This is a genomic window from Flavobacterium reichenbachii, assembly GCF_002217435.1.
Classification (GTDB): domain Bacteria; phylum Bacteroidota; class Bacteroidia; order Flavobacteriales; family Flavobacteriaceae; genus Flavobacterium; species Flavobacterium reichenbachii.
The window spans coordinates 276,706-295,746 of sequence record NZ_MUHF01000003.1; the positions used below are offsets into that span (position 1 = coordinate 276,706).

Genomic DNA, 19,041 nt, shown 5'->3' on the forward strand with positions numbered 1-19,041 from the left:
TGAAATTATAAACGCAAAGTTCGCAAAGCTTTATTTAAAAACTTTGCGAACTCTGCGTAAATCTTTGCGTTCTTTGCGGTTAAATTACTTTTTATTCTTACCGTTTTTATAAACTACTTTTTCTACAACAGGTGTTTTTCCATTTCCTTTTGGGAATGCTTTCTTTTTAGGTTTTCCAGTTGATGAACTCGACTTAGATGAACTTTGATCACCTCTATATTTTTCTGAATCTTTTGGTGCAGCTTTAAATTCAGGTCTTTCTTTAGAATTTTCTTTCTTCGGAATTTCTGCTTTATGTTTTGCTAAAACATCATTTGGGTTTTTAGGATTTTCTTTTGTTCCTCTTAAATGAATTACCAATCCGTTCAGGAAGTTACGCAAAACCTGATCGCCGCATTCCATGTAATTTTCATGATCTTCAGCTCTGAAAAAAGCACCTAATTCTGATTTTGAAATTCTAAAATCTACCAATTCTAAAATTTCAACTATTTGATCATCACGGAGCATCAAAGCCACGCGAAGTTTTTTTAGTATATCGTTGTTTGTCATTTTATTATTTTTTACAAAGGTACATTATTTTAAAAAGAATGTTAGTATAAAATTACTCCAGTTCCCGGTCTTTCAGGATAAATCGTTTTTCCATTTTTGATCAAAACTCCGTCAGCTATATCTTGTGCTAATAGTAAAGCGCCGTCCATATCTACGTAATCCAGTTCGGGCAGTAAATGTGCGATAGCCGAAATCCCAACGGATGATTCTGTCATACAGCCGACCATTGTTTTTAAGCCTAATTTTTTTGCTTCTGTAATCATTCTTCGGCCTGGAGTTATACCGCCGCATTTCATTAATTTTATATTTACACCATGAAAATGATTAAAACATTGAGCTACATCTTCTTCTTTTATACAGCTTTCGTCAGCAATTATAGGCAGAACAGAGTTTTTTAAAACTTCACGCTGTCCTTTCCAGTCGTTTGCTTTTAGCGGTTGTTCTATAAATTCTACAGCTAAGCTTTTTAGTTTTTCTGCATTTAGTAAAGTTTCTTCAACAGTCCAGGCACAATTAGCATCTACTCTAAAAATAGCATCAGTGTGTTTTCGTAATTCGGTTACAATAGCAAGATCTTCTGGAGTTCCAAGTTTGATTTTATAAATTGGCCAAGGAAGCTCTTCCATTTTTTTAACCATATTTTCAATAGTATCAATTCCAATCGTATAATTTGTTAGTGGATTATGAGTCATATCATAATTCCATAATTCATATAATTTCTTTCCTTTTTTTCTAGCATATAAATCGTTGTATGCATTGTCAAGTGCACATAATGCAAAAGGATTATTTTTTAAAAATGGATTGATTTTTATCCAAAATTCTTCGGGCGTTATATTTGCAGTTTCTTCTACAATAGTTCTAATTTGTTCAATGTCATTTTTCAGGATTTCAATAGTAATATTATAATACGGATTTGAAGTTGCTTCTCCGTATCCAACAATGCCGTCTTCTTCTAATTCTACAATCAGAGAGGGTTGAAAATCAATTGTTTTTCTTGAAATTCTAAATGTATGTTTTAGTTTTAAATCGAAAGCTTTTAAGGTAAGTTTCATGAAATTTGAATATTAATAACACAGTCGTTTTTTGAATTCGTTTTCTGTCCATTTACAGAAATTGCCTTAAAGAATATAAAAAATAAAAAACCTCGAATCATTAGTTTGTAATTATACTTAAAAACAATATTTTAGCTAAAAATACAAATTTGATGAATACACAAATAGAAAAGAAAAGTTTACTTTTAGAAATGATCGCTTTTTCTACGATTGATGGTAGTCTGCATAAACGCGAGCTTGAATTTCTATGGATCGTAGCTCAGGAATTAAATATCGATCGTACAGAATTTAATGATTTATTTCATCAGGAAATCAAGCCTTTAGTGATAAAATCAGAATTTCAGCGTATTAAGCAGTTTTACAGATTAGCTTTAATTATGCATTGTGATGGTATTTTGCATGAGAAAGAAGCTGCTGCAATACAGCAAATTTCAATTGAAATGGGTTTGAATCCAAGTGCTACAAAACGAATTTTGGACTTGATGAAAAAAGCACCAAATGCAATGATTGACCCTAAAGTTTTATTAAAGGTTTTTCAGGAGCAGCACAATTAAGCTAATTGTTCTTGTAGTTTTTTAATATCATCTCTCAATTTTGCCGCTTGTAAAAAGTCAAGTTCTTTTGCCGCTTTTTCCATTGATTTTCTCTTTTCGCGAATTAATTTTTCCAATTCGGTTTTAGATAAGTACTTTGTTTCTGGTTCAGCTGCAACAGATAAAGTATGTCCTAATTCGTATTCTACCAATGGATTTTTTGTAAAAGCACTTTCGATTTTTTTATTTAAAGCCTGAGGCGTAATATTGTGAGCGGTATTAAAATTGATTTGTTTTGTTCTTCTGTATTCGGTTTCGTCAATTGTTTTCTGCATACTGGCTGTAATTTTATCAGCATACAAAATTGCTTTACCGTTTAAGTTTCTCGCTGCACGCCCAATTGTCTGTGTCAGTGATCTGTGGTTACGAAGAAAACCTTCTTTATCAGCATCTAAAATAGCGACAAGCGAAACTTCTGGTAAATCTAAACCTTCACGAAGTAAGTTTACTCCAATTAAAACATCAAAAATACCTTTTCTTAAATCCTGCATAATTTCAATACGTTCTAATGTATCAACCTCAGAATGTATATAACGACAGCGAACCCCAACTTTGGTTAAGTATTTTGCGAGCTCTTCGGCCATTCTTTTGGTTAAAGTGGTTACCAAAACTCGTTCGTCCAGTTCACAACGCACCTGAATTTCTTCTATTAAATCATCAATCTGATTCAAACTTGGGCGTACTTCAATTGTAGGATCCAGTAAACCTGTTGGGCGGATGATCTGCTCTACATATATACCATCTGATTTTTGTAATTCATAATCGGCCGGAGTTGCAGATACATAGATAACCTGGTTTTGCAATGCTTCAAATTCTTCAAACTTCAAAGGACGGTTATCCATTGCGGCCGGAAGTCTAAAACCATATTCTACCAGATTTTCTTTACGGCTTCTGTCGCCTCCGTACATAGCATGGACTTGCGAAACCGTTACGTGGCTTTCGTCAATAACCATTAGAAAATCATTTGGAAAATAATCTAACAAACAGAATGGTCTTGTTCCTGCTTGTCTTCCGTCAAGATAACGGGAATAATTTTCAATTCCGGAACAATATCCTAATTCTCTTATCATTTCAAGATCAAAATTAGTTCGTTCTTCCAGACGTTTGGCTTCGAGATGCTTTCCTACTTCCTTAAAATAATCGACCTGCTTTACCAAATCCTGCTGGATTTCCCAGATTGCACCTTGCAGGACTTCTGGTGAAGTCACAAACATGTTGGCGGGATAGATTGTCAGTCTTTTAAATTTTTCAATCACTTGCGAAGTCTTTGCATCAAAAGATTCTATTTCTTCGATTTCATCACCAAAAAAGTGTATTCTAAAAGCATCATCAGCGTAACTTGGATAAACTTCAACGGTATCACCCTTGATTCTAAAAGTTCCAGGATTAAAATCTGCTTCGGTTCTGGCGTATAAACTCTGAACCAAACTGTGTAACAATTTAGTTCTCGAAATAACCTGATCTCTGGCAATTTCTATTACATTCTTCTTAAATTCAACAGGATTTCCTATACCATATAAACACGAAACAGAAGCTACAACCAAAATATCACGACGACCCGAAAGAAGGGAAGAAGTGGTACTCAAACGCATTTTTTCCAGCTCTTCATTGATAGACAAATCTTTTTCTATAAATACGCCAGTTACCGGCATAAAGGCTTCTGGTTGATAATAATCGTAATAAGAGACAAAATATTCAACCGCATTATCAGGGAAAAATTGTTTGAATTCTGAGTACAATTGTGCAGCTAAAGTTTTGTTGTGTGCCAAAACTAAAGTAGGCCTTTGTACTTCCTGAATTACATTGGCTACGGTAAACGTTTTACCAGAACCGGTAACTCCTAATAAGGTTTGATATTTTTCTCCATCAACGACACCTTGTGCCAATTTTTGAATAGCTTGAGGCTGGTCACCTTTTGGATTATATTCTGAAGAGACTTGAAATTTCATTTTAAGAGGCTGAAAATTTAGTTTTGTAAAGATACGAAGTTTAATTGTTTCTAAATTTTTTGACTCAAATTACACTAATCTTTACTGAAATTTTGTGCTGCGATCTGCAGCAGTTTGTAATTTGTAAAGATTTGTGTAATTCATTGTTTTAGAAATAGAAATTCATGTTAAAGAAATTATTCCAAAAAGTTTATTACAGCGTCATTTGTAATTTTAGATTGATCGATACTTAAAAAATGACCTGCATCTTTTACGATTTTAGTCTTACTATTTGATAAATATTTTTTAGCGCGTTCTACACTGTCTTCACCATTTATCACATCATGATCACCAATTAAAACCAAAACGGGATTTCGAATTAGTCCCAATTCCTCATCTGAGAAAGGCTGCATTTTAAGCAGGCTCGAATTTGATTTTGCGTATTTATTGGCCAGATAAAATTGTCGTTTATAAACCGGACTTATTTTTTCGGGATGAGTCGAGAAAGTGGTTAGTGTTTTGTTGAATTTCTTTTCATTTGGAAAAAGTTTCAGCATTAGTGCAGATGAGGTTTTTCCTAGTTTGTCAATAAATTTAAAAGTCTGTGCAGGACTCAGTAATACTATTTTGTCTATTGAATTTTTTTTCTCTGTTGCCAATAAAGTTGCAATCCATCCGCCGCGTGAAGCCGCTACAATATCAAAGTTTTTTAATTTGTAATGTTTGAAAATCTCATTGTACAAAATGATGATTTCTTCTCTGGAAAGTGGTTTTGCTTTTAAGACAGATTTGTTGGGTTCCATTAAAAAATCTATGGCATAAACGCGATGATTTTTTGCCAGTGCTTTAATATTTGGATACCACATAGTAGAACTGGCATCCATACCATGAAGCAGTACCAAATCTTTGGCATTTCTTGGGCCGGCTACAATAACGTGGGCAGTTCCGTAAGTAGTTTGAATATCTTCTTCTGTGTATGGAACATCCCAAAGCTTTAAGGCTTTGTTGTATGATTTGGTATAAGAATCTTTTTCTTTTTTATTTTTAAAGCTGTAGTCTTCAAATTTTGCTTTTGTTGAAGAACAGCTGACCAAAAGAAATAAGACTGCAATTTGTAAAGATTTTTTAAGCATAATAGTGTTTTTAGTTACACTAAAAGTATCTTAAAAGAAGCAAAAAGGCGTAATATAATTTTGGTTTAAACTATCATAATTTTAAGGTAAGATCTTATAACTTCCAGTTATTTCTGTCATTTTCTGATATAAAACTCCAGGCAATAATGCGGCTGGTTTTCTGACCTTGCGACATTTCTATTGTTTTTACTGTAATGGCATCGACTTTTTTAAGTATTTTATAGATACTGGCAAGATTTTCTTTTTTAGAAGCCAAAGTGGTAAACCATAAACATTGTGTTTTGTATTTAGCACTTTCGTAAATCATTTGAGTTATAAAACCAATTTCGCCGCCGTTACACCAAAGTTCTGCATTTTGACCGCCAAAATTTAAAACAGGATTTGAAGTTTTCTTTTCTTTTGGATTTAAGTTTCCGATTTTTCTAACTGTTCCTTTATTTGCTTCTTCGACAGATGCATGAAAAGGCGGATTACATATGGTAAAGGTAAAACGATCTTCTGGAGTAATAATATTTTTAAAAATAAAACGTGCTTCGGTTTGCTGCTGTAAACTTATTACATCAATTAATTTTGGATTTGCCTCGATAATTTTGCTGCAATTTTCGATCGCTTTTTTGTCAATATCTGTTCCAACAAAACTCCAGTCGTAGACTGCGTACCCTAATATCGGATAGATTAAATTTGCTCCTGTACCGATATCTAAACCCAGAACAGAATTTCCTGTTGGAATCACTCCGTTGTTACTTTCGGCCAATAAATCGGCTAAATAGTGTATGTAATCTACACGGCCGGGAATTGGCGGACAAAGATAATTTGCCGGGATATTCCAAAATTCAAGATTGTAATACGTCTGAAGTAAGGCTTTGTTAAGCACTTTTACGGATTTGGGATCACTAAAATCAATAGTTTCTATTTGATGTTTGTTTACAGAAACATAATTTTTTAATTCTGGACAATTTGCAGTAAGAAGTTCAAAATCATAACGGGAACGATGCAGATTTCGAGGATGTAAATTGTTTTTTTCAGAATTGTCTATTGCTTTCATTTTTTGAATTTACTGCAAAGATAGTCATTCCTTTTTTGAAAAAATGTACTTATAGTAACGGGTGGTCTAGCCCTGATGGGAGCGGCATCCTTTTTCTGGCTTCTTTAGCCGGGAAAAGATACAGCGGACAGCAGGAAACAGCTCCTTAATTAAAATCTGAATTTAAGGTACAGGCAATAGATTAGTCAAAACACTCCATTAAAAGCAAATCGCCATCGGTGTGTGTTATCGTGACAAGTCCGTCTTGTGCAACAGAATTACTGCTTCCGGTTCTGTAGCCCATGGTGAGTGTATCGTTGTCTAAAGGATATTCTAAATTGATCGAAAAAATGCCGTTTACGACTCCGATCGGGATGAGAGAAATTGGTGTTTTCTCTGTATACCATTTTTCGAATTTATTAGGGAGCAAAAATATCTTAGAATGATCATCTAGAATGACAATTTTAAGCAGATTACGATAACGAACAATATTGGTAAGATTGGTGATGGTATGATCTGCACGTCTTCCGGTTGCCCATACTACATTTACGGCAGGAATTTTTCTGGCTATTAGATAATCAAATGCTTTTTCTAAATCGGTTTTGTTTTGATCGGGAGCGTGTATTATTTCTATTGGAAATTGTGTGGTTTTATAAATTTCCGGATCAAAACCGTGATCAAAATCACCCAATAATACATCTACTTTTATTCCTAATTCTATAACTCTCTCCATAGCAGAATCGAGAACAATAACCAATGGCGACCACTCTAAGAGCTGTCCCAATAATTCTGGATTGCAAGCTGCTCCGTTGGCAATTATTAAGGCAGGTTCCTGATCGTCGCGTACAATATGGTGTGAAGACATTTTTTAATTTTAGATTGTTGATTTTAGATTGAAAACTCAGATAGGGTTTAAATCAATCTTCTGTGGTAATTGATCTGGCCTAAATGATAAGCCAAATGTGTTGCTAAATGGACTAGAAAATAACCTGTAGTCATTTCTTTTTCGAATACGATTTGAGGATAATTTTTTTCTAAATCTTCTTCTTTTAAAGAATCTAGTGCACTTTTTACAACCAAAATTGTATTTTCAATTTTCTCTATTAGTACGGCTTTAGGAATATCTTTTAAAGAAAATTCGAGTTCACGATTTCTGATATAATCTGTTTTTCCAATTTCTGCACCAATATACGTATTTAAATTTCCGATTAGGTGCAGGCAAAGATTTCCGGCAGCATTAGATATGTTTTTATCTACAGCCCAAATTTGCGCTTCTTCCGGATAAGATTCTATTTCTAATTTTAGCTTTTTAAGATCTCTTTCGAAGAGCGATTTCAGTGTTTCGATTAACATGATTCTAGTTTTTGAATTTTATAGGAATCCAAATTTCTTCTTCAGAATTAGGATCGTCTTTTTTGTATTTTTCATCCATTACCGCAAAATGTGGTCTGTTGTCTACTTTATATTCAGAGTTTGGCAGCCATTCTGCGAATATAGAATGATAGGTTCTCTGTCCGTCTGTCTGCAGGCCTTTATGAATAAAAACAGCATATAATCCGGTTGGAATTAGTAAAGTTTCCATTTCTGAGGGAATGTTATCGAAATCACTGACTTCGACTGCTGCCCACTTTTGAAAACGATCATTTGGATTAAAATTATCGAAATGATTTTCTGGAAAAACTTCAAGCGAATATAAATTAGAATTTACAGTATTTTCGATGCTTTTGCGTTTTGGCATAAAACTGCTCCATAACTGAAAAGTATTGTTTTCTGCAAATGACATCTGGATGTATTTACCAATCAGTTTTTTTTCGTTTAATGTTTCTATTCGGGCTTCCATACATGCAAAATTATTCAATTTTATATTGTTTTGAATCAATTTCGCTTAAAGAAAAATAGCCCAGCGGGTAATTTGTTTTATCGGTCGTATTGATAATGTTTCCTCTTACAGTCGCGGGAGGCGATTGAAACGGACCGCCAACGTTACTGCCGGCAATGCTCACGAGAATGTTCATATAGTTATAGTACTGTTTTGAGATGCCGTAGTGCGTTATTTCAATTTCATCACCAGGTTTTAATTCATCATCATCAGAGCTGCTGAAAATTTCGTTTCCCTGATAAAATTTATCTTCAGAAACATAATAGCTGGAAGTGATTTTACTAGAGTAAGTGTATTTAAACAAATAAAAATTATCTTCTGGCGGATCTGTAAAGAATGCTTTTACTTCGATATCTTTTCCTGTAAATCCTCCTTCATTATTTTGTTCAAGGCGAGTAATAGGTGCTACAGATTTTAATGTTTCGCTAGCGGTATAAGTATTGCCGCCAGAAACTACAGTCAAAGTGTAGGTTTCGTTTATTTCCGGTTTAAAATTATTGCAGACGTATCGTCCGGTTTTAGAGTTTTCTGTAAAATTGAATTGTTGATTTTTACTGTTTTTTATCGATACGACTGCACCAGAAACTACCGGAATTACGTTTTCAAAATATCCGGTTGTAGTCGATAATTGTATAGTCTGCTGCGTTCCTGTTGTTCCTTTTTTCCAGTTTATAGCCGCTTCAATGACTAATTTTGGCGCTGCAGTATCTAAATCGACATCTACAACTTCTTCACAGCTTAGAAAGAAAAGAGATAATAAAAACACCATTAAGAATCTTGCTTTTTTCATGATATATCTTTTGATTTCTTTTACAGAAAATGATTTTTTAAAATTTGAAATTATAACTTACCGCAGGAACCATTCCGAAAATAGAAGTTTTAACTGCTTCATTTTCTCCTGTATCAACATTTTGCCTAAAGTTTATGGAAGCCGCATTTTGTCGATTGTATAAGTTGTAGATACTAAAAACCCATTCGCCTTTCCAGTTTCTGTCTTTGTTTCTTCTAGGAGTCAGGGTTGCAGATATATCCAAATGATGATAAGCAGGAAGACGGCTTTCGTTTCTCAAACCATAGCTCGGAACTGTAATGCCCAGATATTCATATTGACCGTTAGGATAGGTGACAGGCTGACCAGACTGCAAAGCAAAGTTAGCGCCAAATGACCATTTTTCGTTTAAGTTATAAGCAGATGTAATGGCTAAATTATGTGTTTTGTCGTATGCAGAACTGTACCATTGCCCGTTATTGATTCCTGTTTCTTCTGGAGTTCTTCCCGGTGTCTGTTGTTGTGATTTTGATAAAGTATACGAAATCCATCCATTAAACTTGCCTTCATTTTTCTTCAGCATAATTTCGAGACCATATGCCCTCATTTGTCCGTTTAAAATTACTTGTTCAATTGCATTATTGGCAATTAAATCTGCACCATCAATATAATCTAACCTGTTTTGAATTTCTTTATAATAAGTTTCGACTTCGAGCGAGTAAGCTCCGTCTTTTATATTTCTAAAATAGCCTAAGGCAACCTGATCTGCAATCTGCGGTTTAATATATTTGTCACTAGGCATCCAGACATCCAGCGGAGTAGGCGATGAGGTATTTGAAATCAACTGAAGATATTGTGCCATTCTGTTGTAACTCGCTTTTATGGATTGATTATCATTTAATTGATATGAGACAGCAAATCTCGGCTCCAAATTATTATAATCCTGAATTACTTTGTTTTTGCCATAATATTGGGTCGAACTTGGAGTTCCTTTTTCATAAATCTGCATATCTGTATTAAAAACAACAGGATTATTATTGGCATAATAATTTACAGTCGAAGATCCTAAACGATAAAATAAACTATAACGAAGTCCGTAAGAAATTGTAATTTTTGTTGAAAGCTGATTTTCAGCATCTAAATAAACTGAAGGCTCAAAAGCATATTTTTTATCTAATTGATCCGGATTAATTCCCGAGCTATCGCCGGAGGGCTTGATTGTTCCGGGATTAAATTCGTAATAAATACCGCTTAATCCATAATTTAATTTGAACTTATCTGAAATATAATGTTTGAAATCATATTTTATATTGTAATTTTTAATGCCCGAATCCCATTTAAAGCCAACGAAATCGAGATCCAATCCGTAATAATAGTCACTGTAAATCAAGGATAAATTAGAGAATAATTTATCAGAATATAAATGATTCCAACGTAGATTTAAAGTTGCATTTCCGTATATATTCGAGAAACTTTTATTTAAACTAAAAACATCCCGCCCAAAATAACCGGATAAATATAAACTATTATTATCATTTACCTTAAAGCTTATTTTGGTATTTAAATCATAAAAATAAGCCGAATTATCTTTTTGCTCTTCAGATAATTTTAAAAATAAATGAGCATAAGAAGCCCTTCCTCCAATTAAAAATGATCCTCTGTCTTTTACGATCGGACCTTCTGCAAGAAGCCGGCTTGAAATTAATCCGATACCACCATTCATATGGAAATCTTTACTATTTCCGTCTTTTTGATAAATGTCTAAAACCGAAGAAGCTCTTCCTCCAAAACGCGCGGGAATACCGCCTTTGTATAATTTGAGATCTTTAATCGCATCGGGATTAAAAACTGAGAAAAACCCAAACACGTGCGAAGAATTGAATATAGTGGCTTCGTCTAATAAAATTAAGTTTTGGTCTGCACCGCCTCCGCGAACATTAAATCCAGAAGCACCTTCGCCGGCATTGGTAACTCCAGGGAGTAATAATATTGATTTTAAAACATCAACTTCTCCCAAAACAACAGGCATTTTTTTTATAGTAGAAATAGAAAGTTTATTAATGCTCATTTCTGGCGATTTAATATTTACTTTCCCCTTATTGTCTGTAATCACAACTTCCTGAAGTTCTTGTCCTTCCTGTAGAGAAAAATTGCTTTTAGTATTCTGATTTAAAATAATTATTTTTTGAATCGTTTGATAACCAACATAAGTAATTTCTACCTGATGCTCTCCTTTGGGAACTGTAATCGAAAAAAAACCATATTCATTTGTTGTAGTTCCAATTTTAAGAGCTGGAATATAAATATTCACACCAATTAGAGTTTCGTTGTTTTTATAATCGGTAATAGTACCGCTTAGCGTAAATTTTTCCTGAGAATAGGAACTTAAAGATGATAAAATAACGATAAGAAATACAGTAATGCTTTTTGAAATCATCGTCTTGGTTTTGAGTTTACATAGTTAAGAATTCTTGCTAAGTATTGCCGTAATGAGTTTGTTAAACATTAGTTAAGATAAAAAAAGACAGCCAATTGGCTGTCTTTTTAATGAATAGTATTATATAATCTTGTATTATTTTATTGATGCAAGAATTGAGTTGAATGTCGCACTAGGACGCATTGCTTTGCTTACTAATTCAGGAGTTGGCTGGTAGTAACCGCCAAGAGTCTGAGGTTTTCCTTGCGCGCCGATTAGCTCGGCATCAATTTTAGCTTCGTTTGCTTCAAATTCAGCAGCGATAGGGGTAAAGATTGCTTTTAATTCAGCATCTTTTGTCTGTGCAGCCAAAGCTTGAGCCCAGTAGAAAGCTAAATAAAAGTGAGACCCACGATTATCAATCTGACCTACTTTACGAGCTGGAGATTTATCATTTGCTAAGAATTTATCGTTTGCCTGATCTAAAGTTTCAGATAAAACAATTGCTTTAGAATTGTCTAATGTCTGCCCTAAATGCTCTAATGAAGCACCAAGTGCTAAAAATTCTCCTAATGAATCCCAACGTAAATATCCTTCTTCTGTAAATTGCTCAACGTGTTTAGGAGCAGAACCTCCAGCGCCAGTTTCAAACAATCCGCCTCCGTTCATTAATGGAACGATAGATAACATTTTAGCAGAAGTTCCTAATTCTAAAATTGGGAATAAATCGGTTAAGTAGTCACGTAAAACATTTCCAGTAACAGAAATAGTATCTAAACCTTTGATGATTCTGTCTAAAGTAAATTCTGTTGCAGCAACAGGATTTAGTATACGGATATCTAAATTTGCAGTATCGTAATCTTTAAGATATTTTTCAACCTTAGCAATCAATTCTCTGTCATGTGCTCTGTTTTCGTCTAACCAGAAAACAGCAGGAGTATCAGATAAACGCGCTCTGTTTACAGCTAGTTTTACCCAGTCCTGAATAGGCGCATCCTTAGCCTGACACATTCTGAAAATATCATTTGTTTCAACGTTTTGTTCCATTAAAACAGTTCCGTTTGCATCTACAACACGAACAACTCCATCAGATTTTATTTGGAAAGTTTTATCGTGAGATCCGTATTCTTCTGCTTTTTGTGCCATCAAACCTACGTTAGGAACACTTCCCATAGTTTTAGGGTCAAAAGCACCGTGTTTTTTACAGAAATCTATAGTTGCAGTGTAAATTCCGGCGTAAGAACGGTCTGGAATAACAGCAATTGTATCTTGTTGTTTTCCTTCTTTATTGTACATCTGTCCAGAAGTACGAATCATTGCCGGCATAGAAGCATCAACAATAACGTCAGAAGGAACGTGTAAGTTTGTAATTCCTTTATCTGAATTAACCATTGCCAAAGCTGGTCCATTTTCGATAGCTTTCGTAATATCAGCTTCAACTTCTGCCTGCTCAGGTCTTCCTGCAACTTTAGCATAAATATCACCTAAACCATTTCTAGTATCTATATTTAATTCAGCAAATAAAGTTTCATATTTTTTAAAAAGATCAGCAAAATAAACTTCAACGATAGCTCCAAAAATAATAGGATCTGAAACTTTCATCATTGTCGCTTTTAAATGCACAGAAAGTAATACTCCTTCTTTTTTTGCTTCAGCAATTGCTTCAGCAGCAAAAGATTTTAATTTTTTTACACTTAAAACAGAACTGTCAATAATTTCACCTGCTTTAAGCGGTGTGCTTGCTTTTAAAACTGTCGTTGTTCCGTCTTTTGCAACGAATTCAATTTTTACATCATTAGCATCTGCAACAGTAAGAGATTTTTCACTTCCGTAAAAATCACCATTTGGCATAGACGCTACTTTAGTTTTTGAATCAGCAGACCATGCACCCATTGAGTGTGGATTTGCTTTAGCGAAATTTTTCACTGCTCTTGGTGCTCTACGGTCAGAGTTTCCTTCGCGTAAAACAGGATTTACTGCAGAACCTAAAACTTTAGCGTATTTTGCTTTAATTTCTTTTTCAGCATCATTTTGAGGCTCTTCAGGAAAATCAGGTATTTTATAACCGTGAGACTGTAATTCAGCAATTGCAGCTTTTAACTGAGGAACTGAAGCAGAAATGTTTGGAAGTTTGATGATATTAGCTTCAGGTTGTGTCGCTAATTGACCAAGTTCTGCCAATGCATCTCCGGTTTTTTGAGAATCTGTTAGAACTTCAGGAAAATTAGATAAAATTCTACCTGCTAACGATATGTCTCTTGTCTCGATTGCAATACCTGCCGTAGCAGTAAATGCTTGAACAATAGGTAAAAAAGAATAGGTCGCTAATAATGGCGCCTCATCAGTTAAGGTGTAATAAATTTTTGAATTCTGTGTCATTTCTTTTTTTTTTTTTATAATCGTATCGCCAAGATACAGCGATGTAAAGGTGTATTTGGCTCAAAACGAGCGGAGCAAATATAATAAAAACAGTCCGAAAACGGTGTAGTTTTTCGGAGAAATACCGAAATTATCAGATTGTTATTTCGGACTCATTTAATTGCTAAATTGGTGATTTTGGTATTAAAAAATTACAGTTTTGATCAATCATAAGTAAAAGCAGAACATTTCGAAAAACAAAAAGACTAAAACCCGACAGGTTTTAAAACCTGTCGGGTTTGGCATAAACTAAATTCAAGATATTTTAAAAACAGGCACAAAAAAAACTCGTTTCAAATTATTTGAAACGAGTTTTTTATAACAAAGAGATAAATGATTATCTTCTTTTATCTTTAATCTTAGCTTTTTTACCAGTAAGTTCTCTGAAGTAGAAAATTCTAGCTCTACGAACTGCACCTTTTTTGTTGATTTCGATTTTTTGTAAAGCAGGTAAGTTTACTGGGAAGATACGCTCAACTCCAATAGCACCAGACATTTTACGAATCGTGAAAGTTTCTGTGTTTCCAGAACCTCTTCTTTGAATAACAACTCCTTTAAAAAACTGAGTTCTTGTTTTTTCACCCTCTTTAATTTCGTAGAAAACTGTGATAGTATCTCCAGCTCCAAAAACAGGGAAATCTTTTTTAGCAACGAATTCGGTTTGAACGAATTTTAATAAATCTGCCATGATAATTTTTAATTATAGTTTAGATAAGAGTAACATTCACGGATCTCGCCAGAGGTTAGTCTAATTCGGGTGCAAATGTAGAAAATAATTATGAATTACAAATTGTAAATTGTATTTTTTTTAAGTCGAAAGTCATAAAGTCGAAAGTCATAAAGTTTTAGCAATCTAAAGATAAACATTTTAAATTCTAGACTTTATGACTTTCGACTTTTGACTTTAATCCTCTTCTAACAAATCAGGTCTTCTATTCTTCGTATGTTCGTACGCCATATCTTCACGCCATTTGTCAATTTTGGCAAAATGGCCGCTGGTTAAAACATCAGGAACTTTCCATCCTTTGTAATCTGCAGGACGTGTATATATAGGTCCAGAAAGTAAATTGTCTTGAAAACTATCCGTCAATGCCGAAGTCTCATCGCTTAAAACTCCTGGAATTAATCTTATTAGGGCATCAGATAAAACTAATGCGCCCAATTCTCCTCCAGATAAAACATAATCTCCAATCGAAATTTCCTTTGTAATAAAATGATCACGAACACGCTGATCGACTCCTTTATAATGACCGCATAAAATAATGATGTTTTCATACATCGACATTGTATTAGCCATTTTTTGGTTCAAAGTTTCGCCGTCTGGAGACATATATATAATCTCGTCATATTCGCGTTCGCTTTTAAGATGTGTTATACAAGCGTCAATTGGCTGTACAGTCATTACCATTCCGGCTCCTCCGCCAAACGGATAATCATCTACACTTTTTTGCTTGTTTGTGGTGTAATCGCGTAAATTATGAAAATGAACTTCAACCAATCCTTTATCTATAGCTCTTTTCATAATCGAAGCCTCAAAAGGGCTTTTTAATAATTCAGGTAAAATCGTTATTATATCAATTCGCATTTTCTTCAAAATTTCTCCGGCAAAGATACAAAGTTAATGTTAGAGATTTTTAAGAGTTTAAAAATGAAATTAAGGAAAAATCAGGTCGTTTTTTGTAAGATCAGAAAGGTTTATTCATATAATAATCTCCTTTTGTTATATAATTAACATATTGATATACATTTGATTAGGATTTGTAAGAAAAAATGTTTTATTTTTAATGTAAATTAAAGACGGGGGCTAATTTTATACCAAAAACACCAAATGAAAAATTTATCTGCATTACTTTTATTATTAACAATTTGCATGTCATGTGCATCTTCACAGAATTCGATGGACGGCATGGTTGGAAAAACCAAGCAGAATTTTATTAAAACATGGGGACCTGCTGTACGTGTTTTAAATAACGATCAAGAGGGCGAAATTTTAATCTACGCAGATCAGGTTTACGTAAAATCTGAGAATAATAGTTTTGAAATGGCTCACTCAAATTATTGGAATTACACTTTTGTTTACGTCAATAAAGAAGGGAAGATAGCTTCTTATCGAAAAGAAAAACAAGTGTTTCCGCCACAGCAAATTAGTGCAGGAGACCTAATTAAGTCGAATGCAATTAGTGCAAAATAAAATAATAAAAAAGCTGTATTTTTAAAATGCAGCTTTTTTTTTACGTGACCTATTTTTTCATAAATTTAGATTTTGAAAATAATATCACTTTCTAAATAGTAGTACAATGAAAAAAATAGTAATTCTTCTTCTATCCGTTCTATTATTTATATCCTGCAGGCAAACAAAAGAACCTAATCTTGATCCAACTGAAAAAGAAAAAATTGTAAAGCAGTATTTCGAGTTGTTTAATAAACATCAATGGAAAGAAATGGCGGCGATGTATGCGCCGGTTTCTGATTTTAAAGATCCTTCTTTTGGAAAAGAAATGATCACTCAGACCAGAAAGCAGACAATCGATAAATATACTGCACTAAATGCTGTTTTTCCTGATCTGCATGATGAAATTATCCATATTTATCCTTCAGATGAAAAACATATTATTGTCGAATTTATTTCATCGGGAACGGCCGCAGATGGAACAAAATTTAAATTGCCCGTTTGTACAATTTTTACAATCGAGAACGGAAAAATCATCAAAGATTTTACTTATTTTGATAATTTTGATGATCCGGAATCTAATAAATAAAGCTAGATTTACTTTTTGAATTTCAATATAAAATAATGGTTTCCAGACGAATTTTTATCATCAATGGAAGTTTGGCAGCTGCAGCTGTTTTAACTCTGCCGTCATTAGCATTTACTATGAAGAAAAAAGAAATTGGTTTGCAGTTATACACACTGCGTGATGAACTTCCTAAAAATGTAAAATTAGTTTTAGAAAAAGTTGCTTCAGCGGGCTACACCACTGTTGAAACTTATGGTTTTTCTGTTAAAGATCAGTTTTGGGGATTGTCTGCTGTTGAATTGAAAAAGATATTGGATGCAAACCGTCTTAAAGCCGTAAGCGGTCATTATAATTCTGGAACTTTTCTGGCCGACGGAAATACAACGGAACTAATAGAATCAATTAAAGCAGCAAAAATTTTAAAAAGCGAATATTTTACCATTCCCTGGATTGACGAACCAATCCGAAGAAGCAGTGAAGATTATAAAGTAATCGCGTCAAGGCTCAATCTGGCTGCTAAACTGTGTAAGGAAGCAGGTTTAAAATTAGCATACCATAATCATGATTTCGAATTTATAAAATATAATGGCATAACAGGATTTGAAATTCTGCTGCAAGAAACAGATAAAAATCTAGTGTTTTTTGAGATGGATTTATACTGGGTTTTTTACTCTGGAAATAATCCTCTTCAATTGTTTAAAGAAAATCCAGGCCGCTTTAAATTGTGGCATGTAAAAGATATGGATAAGAAAATACCAGCTTTAAATACAGAAATTGGTTCAAGTTCGATAGATTTTAAAGCTGTTTTTGCAGCAGCAAAACTATCGGGAATGGATCATTTTTTTGTAGAACAGGAAAATAATTTTGCCGTTGATTCTTTTACATCCATAAGAGCAAGTTCAGATTTTATACTAAACCACTTAACTAACTTATAATATTTATGAGAAAACTTTCTCTCTTCATTTTGGTACTTCTGTTTGCATGTAAGTCAGATAAAAAAAATCATTATTTTGATGCTGTAAAAGATAATGATGTTGCACTTTTTCCTCCAGCACCAGGAGAATGGCTTTATGAACATAAAGAAAAGGGACAGACTTTCGAGCAGTTTTTAAAAACCAAACATGTCGTTCCCACAAAAGAACAAAATGTTATTTATATACAGCCTATCGGAAAATTTAATGTATTACAAACAAAACAAATTGATCTGACCAGAGCGTATTTGGAAATCTTTTTTCAGTTGAAAACAAAGATTTTAGAAACAAAATCAAATGATATTATTCCCAGTCATGTGCGAAGAATAGGCGGGGAAGGGCAGGAACAATTTCTGGCAGGGTATATTTTAGACAGCATTCTGATAAAGCAAAAACCATCAGACAGAATCGCTTTGATGGGATTGACTGAGGTAGATTTATACCCAAAACCAGAATGGAATTTTGTTTTTGGATTAGCATCTTACAGTCAGAAAACAGGAGTGAGTTCTATTTTTAGGCTGCAAGATGGAGAATTAACCGAAGCTAACTTTAATAAATGCTTAGATCGTTTGTTGAAAATATGCTCACACGAAATTGGTCATATGTTTGGACTTCATCACTGTACAGCTGCAGATTGCGTAATGAATGGTACGAACAGCCTGTCTGAAACAGATAAACATACCGTTCGATTATGTTCTGTCTGCCAGAGAAAATTAAATTCTGGTATTAAATATAATAATGCCAAAAGGCTCGCAGATCTGGAAAAGTATTTTAAAGCCAATAATTTAAAAGAAAGTGCAGCATTAATGCATAAAGATCTTGAAAGTATTCAATAAAAACAAAATAGATTTAAGCACAATATAACATGAAAAAACTAGGACTTGTAGGCGGCATCAGCTGGGTTTCGACAATAGATTATTACAGATTTATAAACGAAGGAATTAATGAAAAATTAGGCGGACTTAATTTTGCCGAATGCATTATCTATTCTTTAAATTTTGATGATTTTCAAAGAAATAATACGAATGGAGATTGGGATGCTACTTTTGAATTACTTCTAAATGCCTGCAGAAGTTTAGAAAAAAGCGGTGCCGATGCCATTGTTTTGTGTGCCAATACGGCTCATGCAGTATCAGATCAATTAGAAAAAGAAATAAAACTTCCTATTATTCATGTTGCCACAGCAACAGCAAATGAAATTAATAAGCAGGGATTGAAAAAAGTAGGTTTGCTGGGAACAAAATTCACGATGGAAATGGATTTTTATTTTAAGAAACTAGCAGAGAATAATATCGAGGCAATTGTTCCTTTTTTGCAGGAAGAAAGAGATTTTATTCAGCAGACTCTAAAAGAAGAATTAGGGCGAGGCATAATTAAGGAGCAGACTAAGAGAGCGTATCTCTCGATTATCGAAAAATTAATAGAAAATGGTGCTGAAGGAATTATTTTGGGCTGTACCGAAATCCCTCTGCTGATTAGTCAGGATGATGTATCAGTTCCGGTTTTTGACACCACAAAAATTCATTCAAAAGAAGCAGTAAATTTTGCTGTTTCATTAAATTAAAAATCGA

At 33.7% G+C, this 19,041-nt stretch carries 19 protein-coding genes; 6 read left to right on the forward strand and 13 right to left on the reverse strand.

The window, feature by feature from the left end:
• Positions 1-84: 84 nt before the first annotated feature.
• Both B0A68_RS04415 and B0A68_RS04420 read right to left on the reverse strand, forming a co-directional pair.
• On the reverse strand, positions 85-549 hold the full coding sequence (locus B0A68_RS04415; protein ID WP_035684431.1) for a DUF1456 family protein: 465 nt from the start codon (positions 547-549) through the stop codon (positions 85-87).
• Positions 550-590: 41 nt separating this feature from the next.
• On the reverse strand, positions 591-1,601 hold the full coding sequence (locus tag B0A68_RS04420; protein WP_035684430.1) for a dipeptide epimerase: 1,011 nt from the start codon (positions 1,599-1,601) through the stop codon (positions 591-593).
• 152 nt (positions 1,602-1,753) lie between these two features.
• Between B0A68_RS04420 and B0A68_RS04425 the strand changes: the two genes are divergently transcribed.
• Entirely contained in the window at positions 1,754-2,155 is a 402-nt protein-coding gene (locus B0A68_RS04425) for a hypothetical protein (RefSeq protein ID WP_035684428.1), read from the forward strand.
• On the opposite strand, the gene uvrB is transcribed toward B0A68_RS04425, so the two are convergent.
• From uvrB to trmD, 11 genes are all read right to left on the reverse strand, one after another.
• Positions 2,152-4,143, reverse strand: a complete 1,992-nt coding sequence (uvrB, locus tag B0A68_RS04430) for an excinuclease ABC subunit UvrB (RefSeq protein ID WP_035684426.1) — start codon at positions 4,141-4,143, stop codon at positions 2,152-2,154. The two genes, B0A68_RS04425 and uvrB, sit on opposite strands and share 4 nt — an antisense overlap.
• A 176-nt stretch (positions 4,144-4,319) precedes the next feature.
• The gene (locus tag B0A68_RS04435) at positions 4,320-5,255 is read right to left on the reverse strand and encodes an alpha/beta fold hydrolase (RefSeq protein WP_035684425.1); all 936 of its coding nucleotides are present in this window, start codon (positions 5,253-5,255) and stop codon (positions 4,320-4,322) included.
• A 94-nt stretch (positions 5,256-5,349) separates the two neighbouring features.
• Entirely contained in the window at positions 5,350-6,300 is a 951-nt protein-coding gene (gene rlmF, locus B0A68_RS04440) for a 23S rRNA (adenine(1618)-N(6))-methyltransferase RlmF (protein WP_035684422.1), read from the reverse strand.
• Between the two features lie 181 nt (positions 6,301-6,481).
• The gene (locus B0A68_RS04445) at positions 6,482-7,144 is read right to left on the reverse strand and encodes a thiamine diphosphokinase (protein WP_035684421.1); all 663 of its coding nucleotides are present in this window, start codon (positions 7,142-7,144) and stop codon (positions 6,482-6,484) included.
• A 47-nt stretch (positions 7,145-7,191) separates the two neighbouring features.
• Entirely contained in the window at positions 7,192-7,632 is a 441-nt protein-coding gene (locus B0A68_RS04450) for a DinB family protein (protein ID WP_035684419.1), read from the reverse strand.
• A 4-nt stretch (positions 7,633-7,636) separates the two neighbouring features.
• Positions 7,637-8,119: a GyrI-like domain-containing protein gene (locus tag B0A68_RS04455; RefSeq protein WP_035684418.1), complete on the reverse strand. Its 483-nt coding sequence runs from the start codon at positions 8,117-8,119 to the stop codon at positions 7,637-7,639.
• Between the two features lie 10 nt (positions 8,120-8,129).
• Positions 8,130-8,948 (reverse strand): DUF4249 domain-containing protein, encoded by an 819-nt coding sequence (locus B0A68_RS04460; RefSeq protein WP_035684417.1) that lies wholly within the window; start codon positions 8,946-8,948, stop codon positions 8,130-8,132.
• A gap of 37 nt (positions 8,949-8,985) precedes the next feature.
• Complete coding sequence (locus tag B0A68_RS04465; protein ID WP_035684415.1) at positions 8,986-11,364, reverse strand: TonB-dependent receptor; 2,379 nt, start codon at positions 11,362-11,364, stop codon at positions 8,986-8,988.
• 135 nt (positions 11,365-11,499) lie between these two features.
• Positions 11,500-13,722, reverse strand: a complete 2,223-nt coding sequence (locus B0A68_RS04470; RefSeq protein ID WP_035684414.1) for an NADP-dependent isocitrate dehydrogenase — start codon at positions 13,720-13,722, stop codon at positions 11,500-11,502.
• A gap of 376 nt (positions 13,723-14,098) precedes the next feature.
• Positions 14,099-14,449: a 50S ribosomal protein L19 gene (gene rplS / locus B0A68_RS04475; RefSeq protein ID WP_035684413.1), complete on the reverse strand. Its 351-nt coding sequence runs from the start codon at positions 14,447-14,449 to the stop codon at positions 14,099-14,101.
• Positions 14,450-14,665: 216 nt separating this feature from the next.
• A complete protein-coding gene (gene trmD, locus B0A68_RS04480; RefSeq protein ID WP_035684412.1) occupies positions 14,666-15,346 on the reverse strand; it encodes a tRNA (guanosine(37)-N1)-methyltransferase TrmD in 681 nt (226 codons plus the stop codon).
• A gap of 243 nt (positions 15,347-15,589) precedes the next feature.
• On the opposite strand from trmD, the gene B0A68_RS04485 reads away from it, so the two are divergent.
• The 5 genes from B0A68_RS04485 (at position 15,590) to B0A68_RS04505 (ending at position 19,034) form a co-directional block, all read left to right on the forward strand.
• A complete protein-coding gene (locus B0A68_RS04485; protein ID WP_035684411.1) occupies positions 15,590-15,952 on the forward strand; it encodes a hypothetical protein in 363 nt (120 codons plus the stop codon).
• Between the two features lie 106 nt (positions 15,953-16,058).
• Positions 16,059-16,520: a nuclear transport factor 2 family protein gene (locus B0A68_RS04490; protein WP_035684409.1), complete on the forward strand. Its 462-nt coding sequence runs from the start codon at positions 16,059-16,061 to the stop codon at positions 16,518-16,520.
• 35 nt (positions 16,521-16,555) lie between these two features.
• Positions 16,556-17,434: a sugar phosphate isomerase/epimerase family protein gene (locus B0A68_RS04495; RefSeq protein ID WP_035684408.1), complete on the forward strand. Its 879-nt coding sequence runs from the start codon at positions 16,556-16,558 to the stop codon at positions 17,432-17,434.
• A 5-nt stretch (positions 17,435-17,439) separates the two neighbouring features.
• Positions 17,440-18,306, forward strand: a complete 867-nt coding sequence (locus B0A68_RS04500) for an archaemetzincin (RefSeq protein WP_035684407.1) — start codon at positions 17,440-17,442, stop codon at positions 18,304-18,306.
• Positions 18,307-18,335: 29 nt separating this feature from the next.
• Complete coding sequence (locus B0A68_RS04505) at positions 18,336-19,034, forward strand: aspartate/glutamate racemase family protein (RefSeq protein ID WP_035684406.1); 699 nt, start codon at positions 18,336-18,338, stop codon at positions 19,032-19,034.
• Positions 19,035-19,041 lie beyond the last annotated feature (7 nt).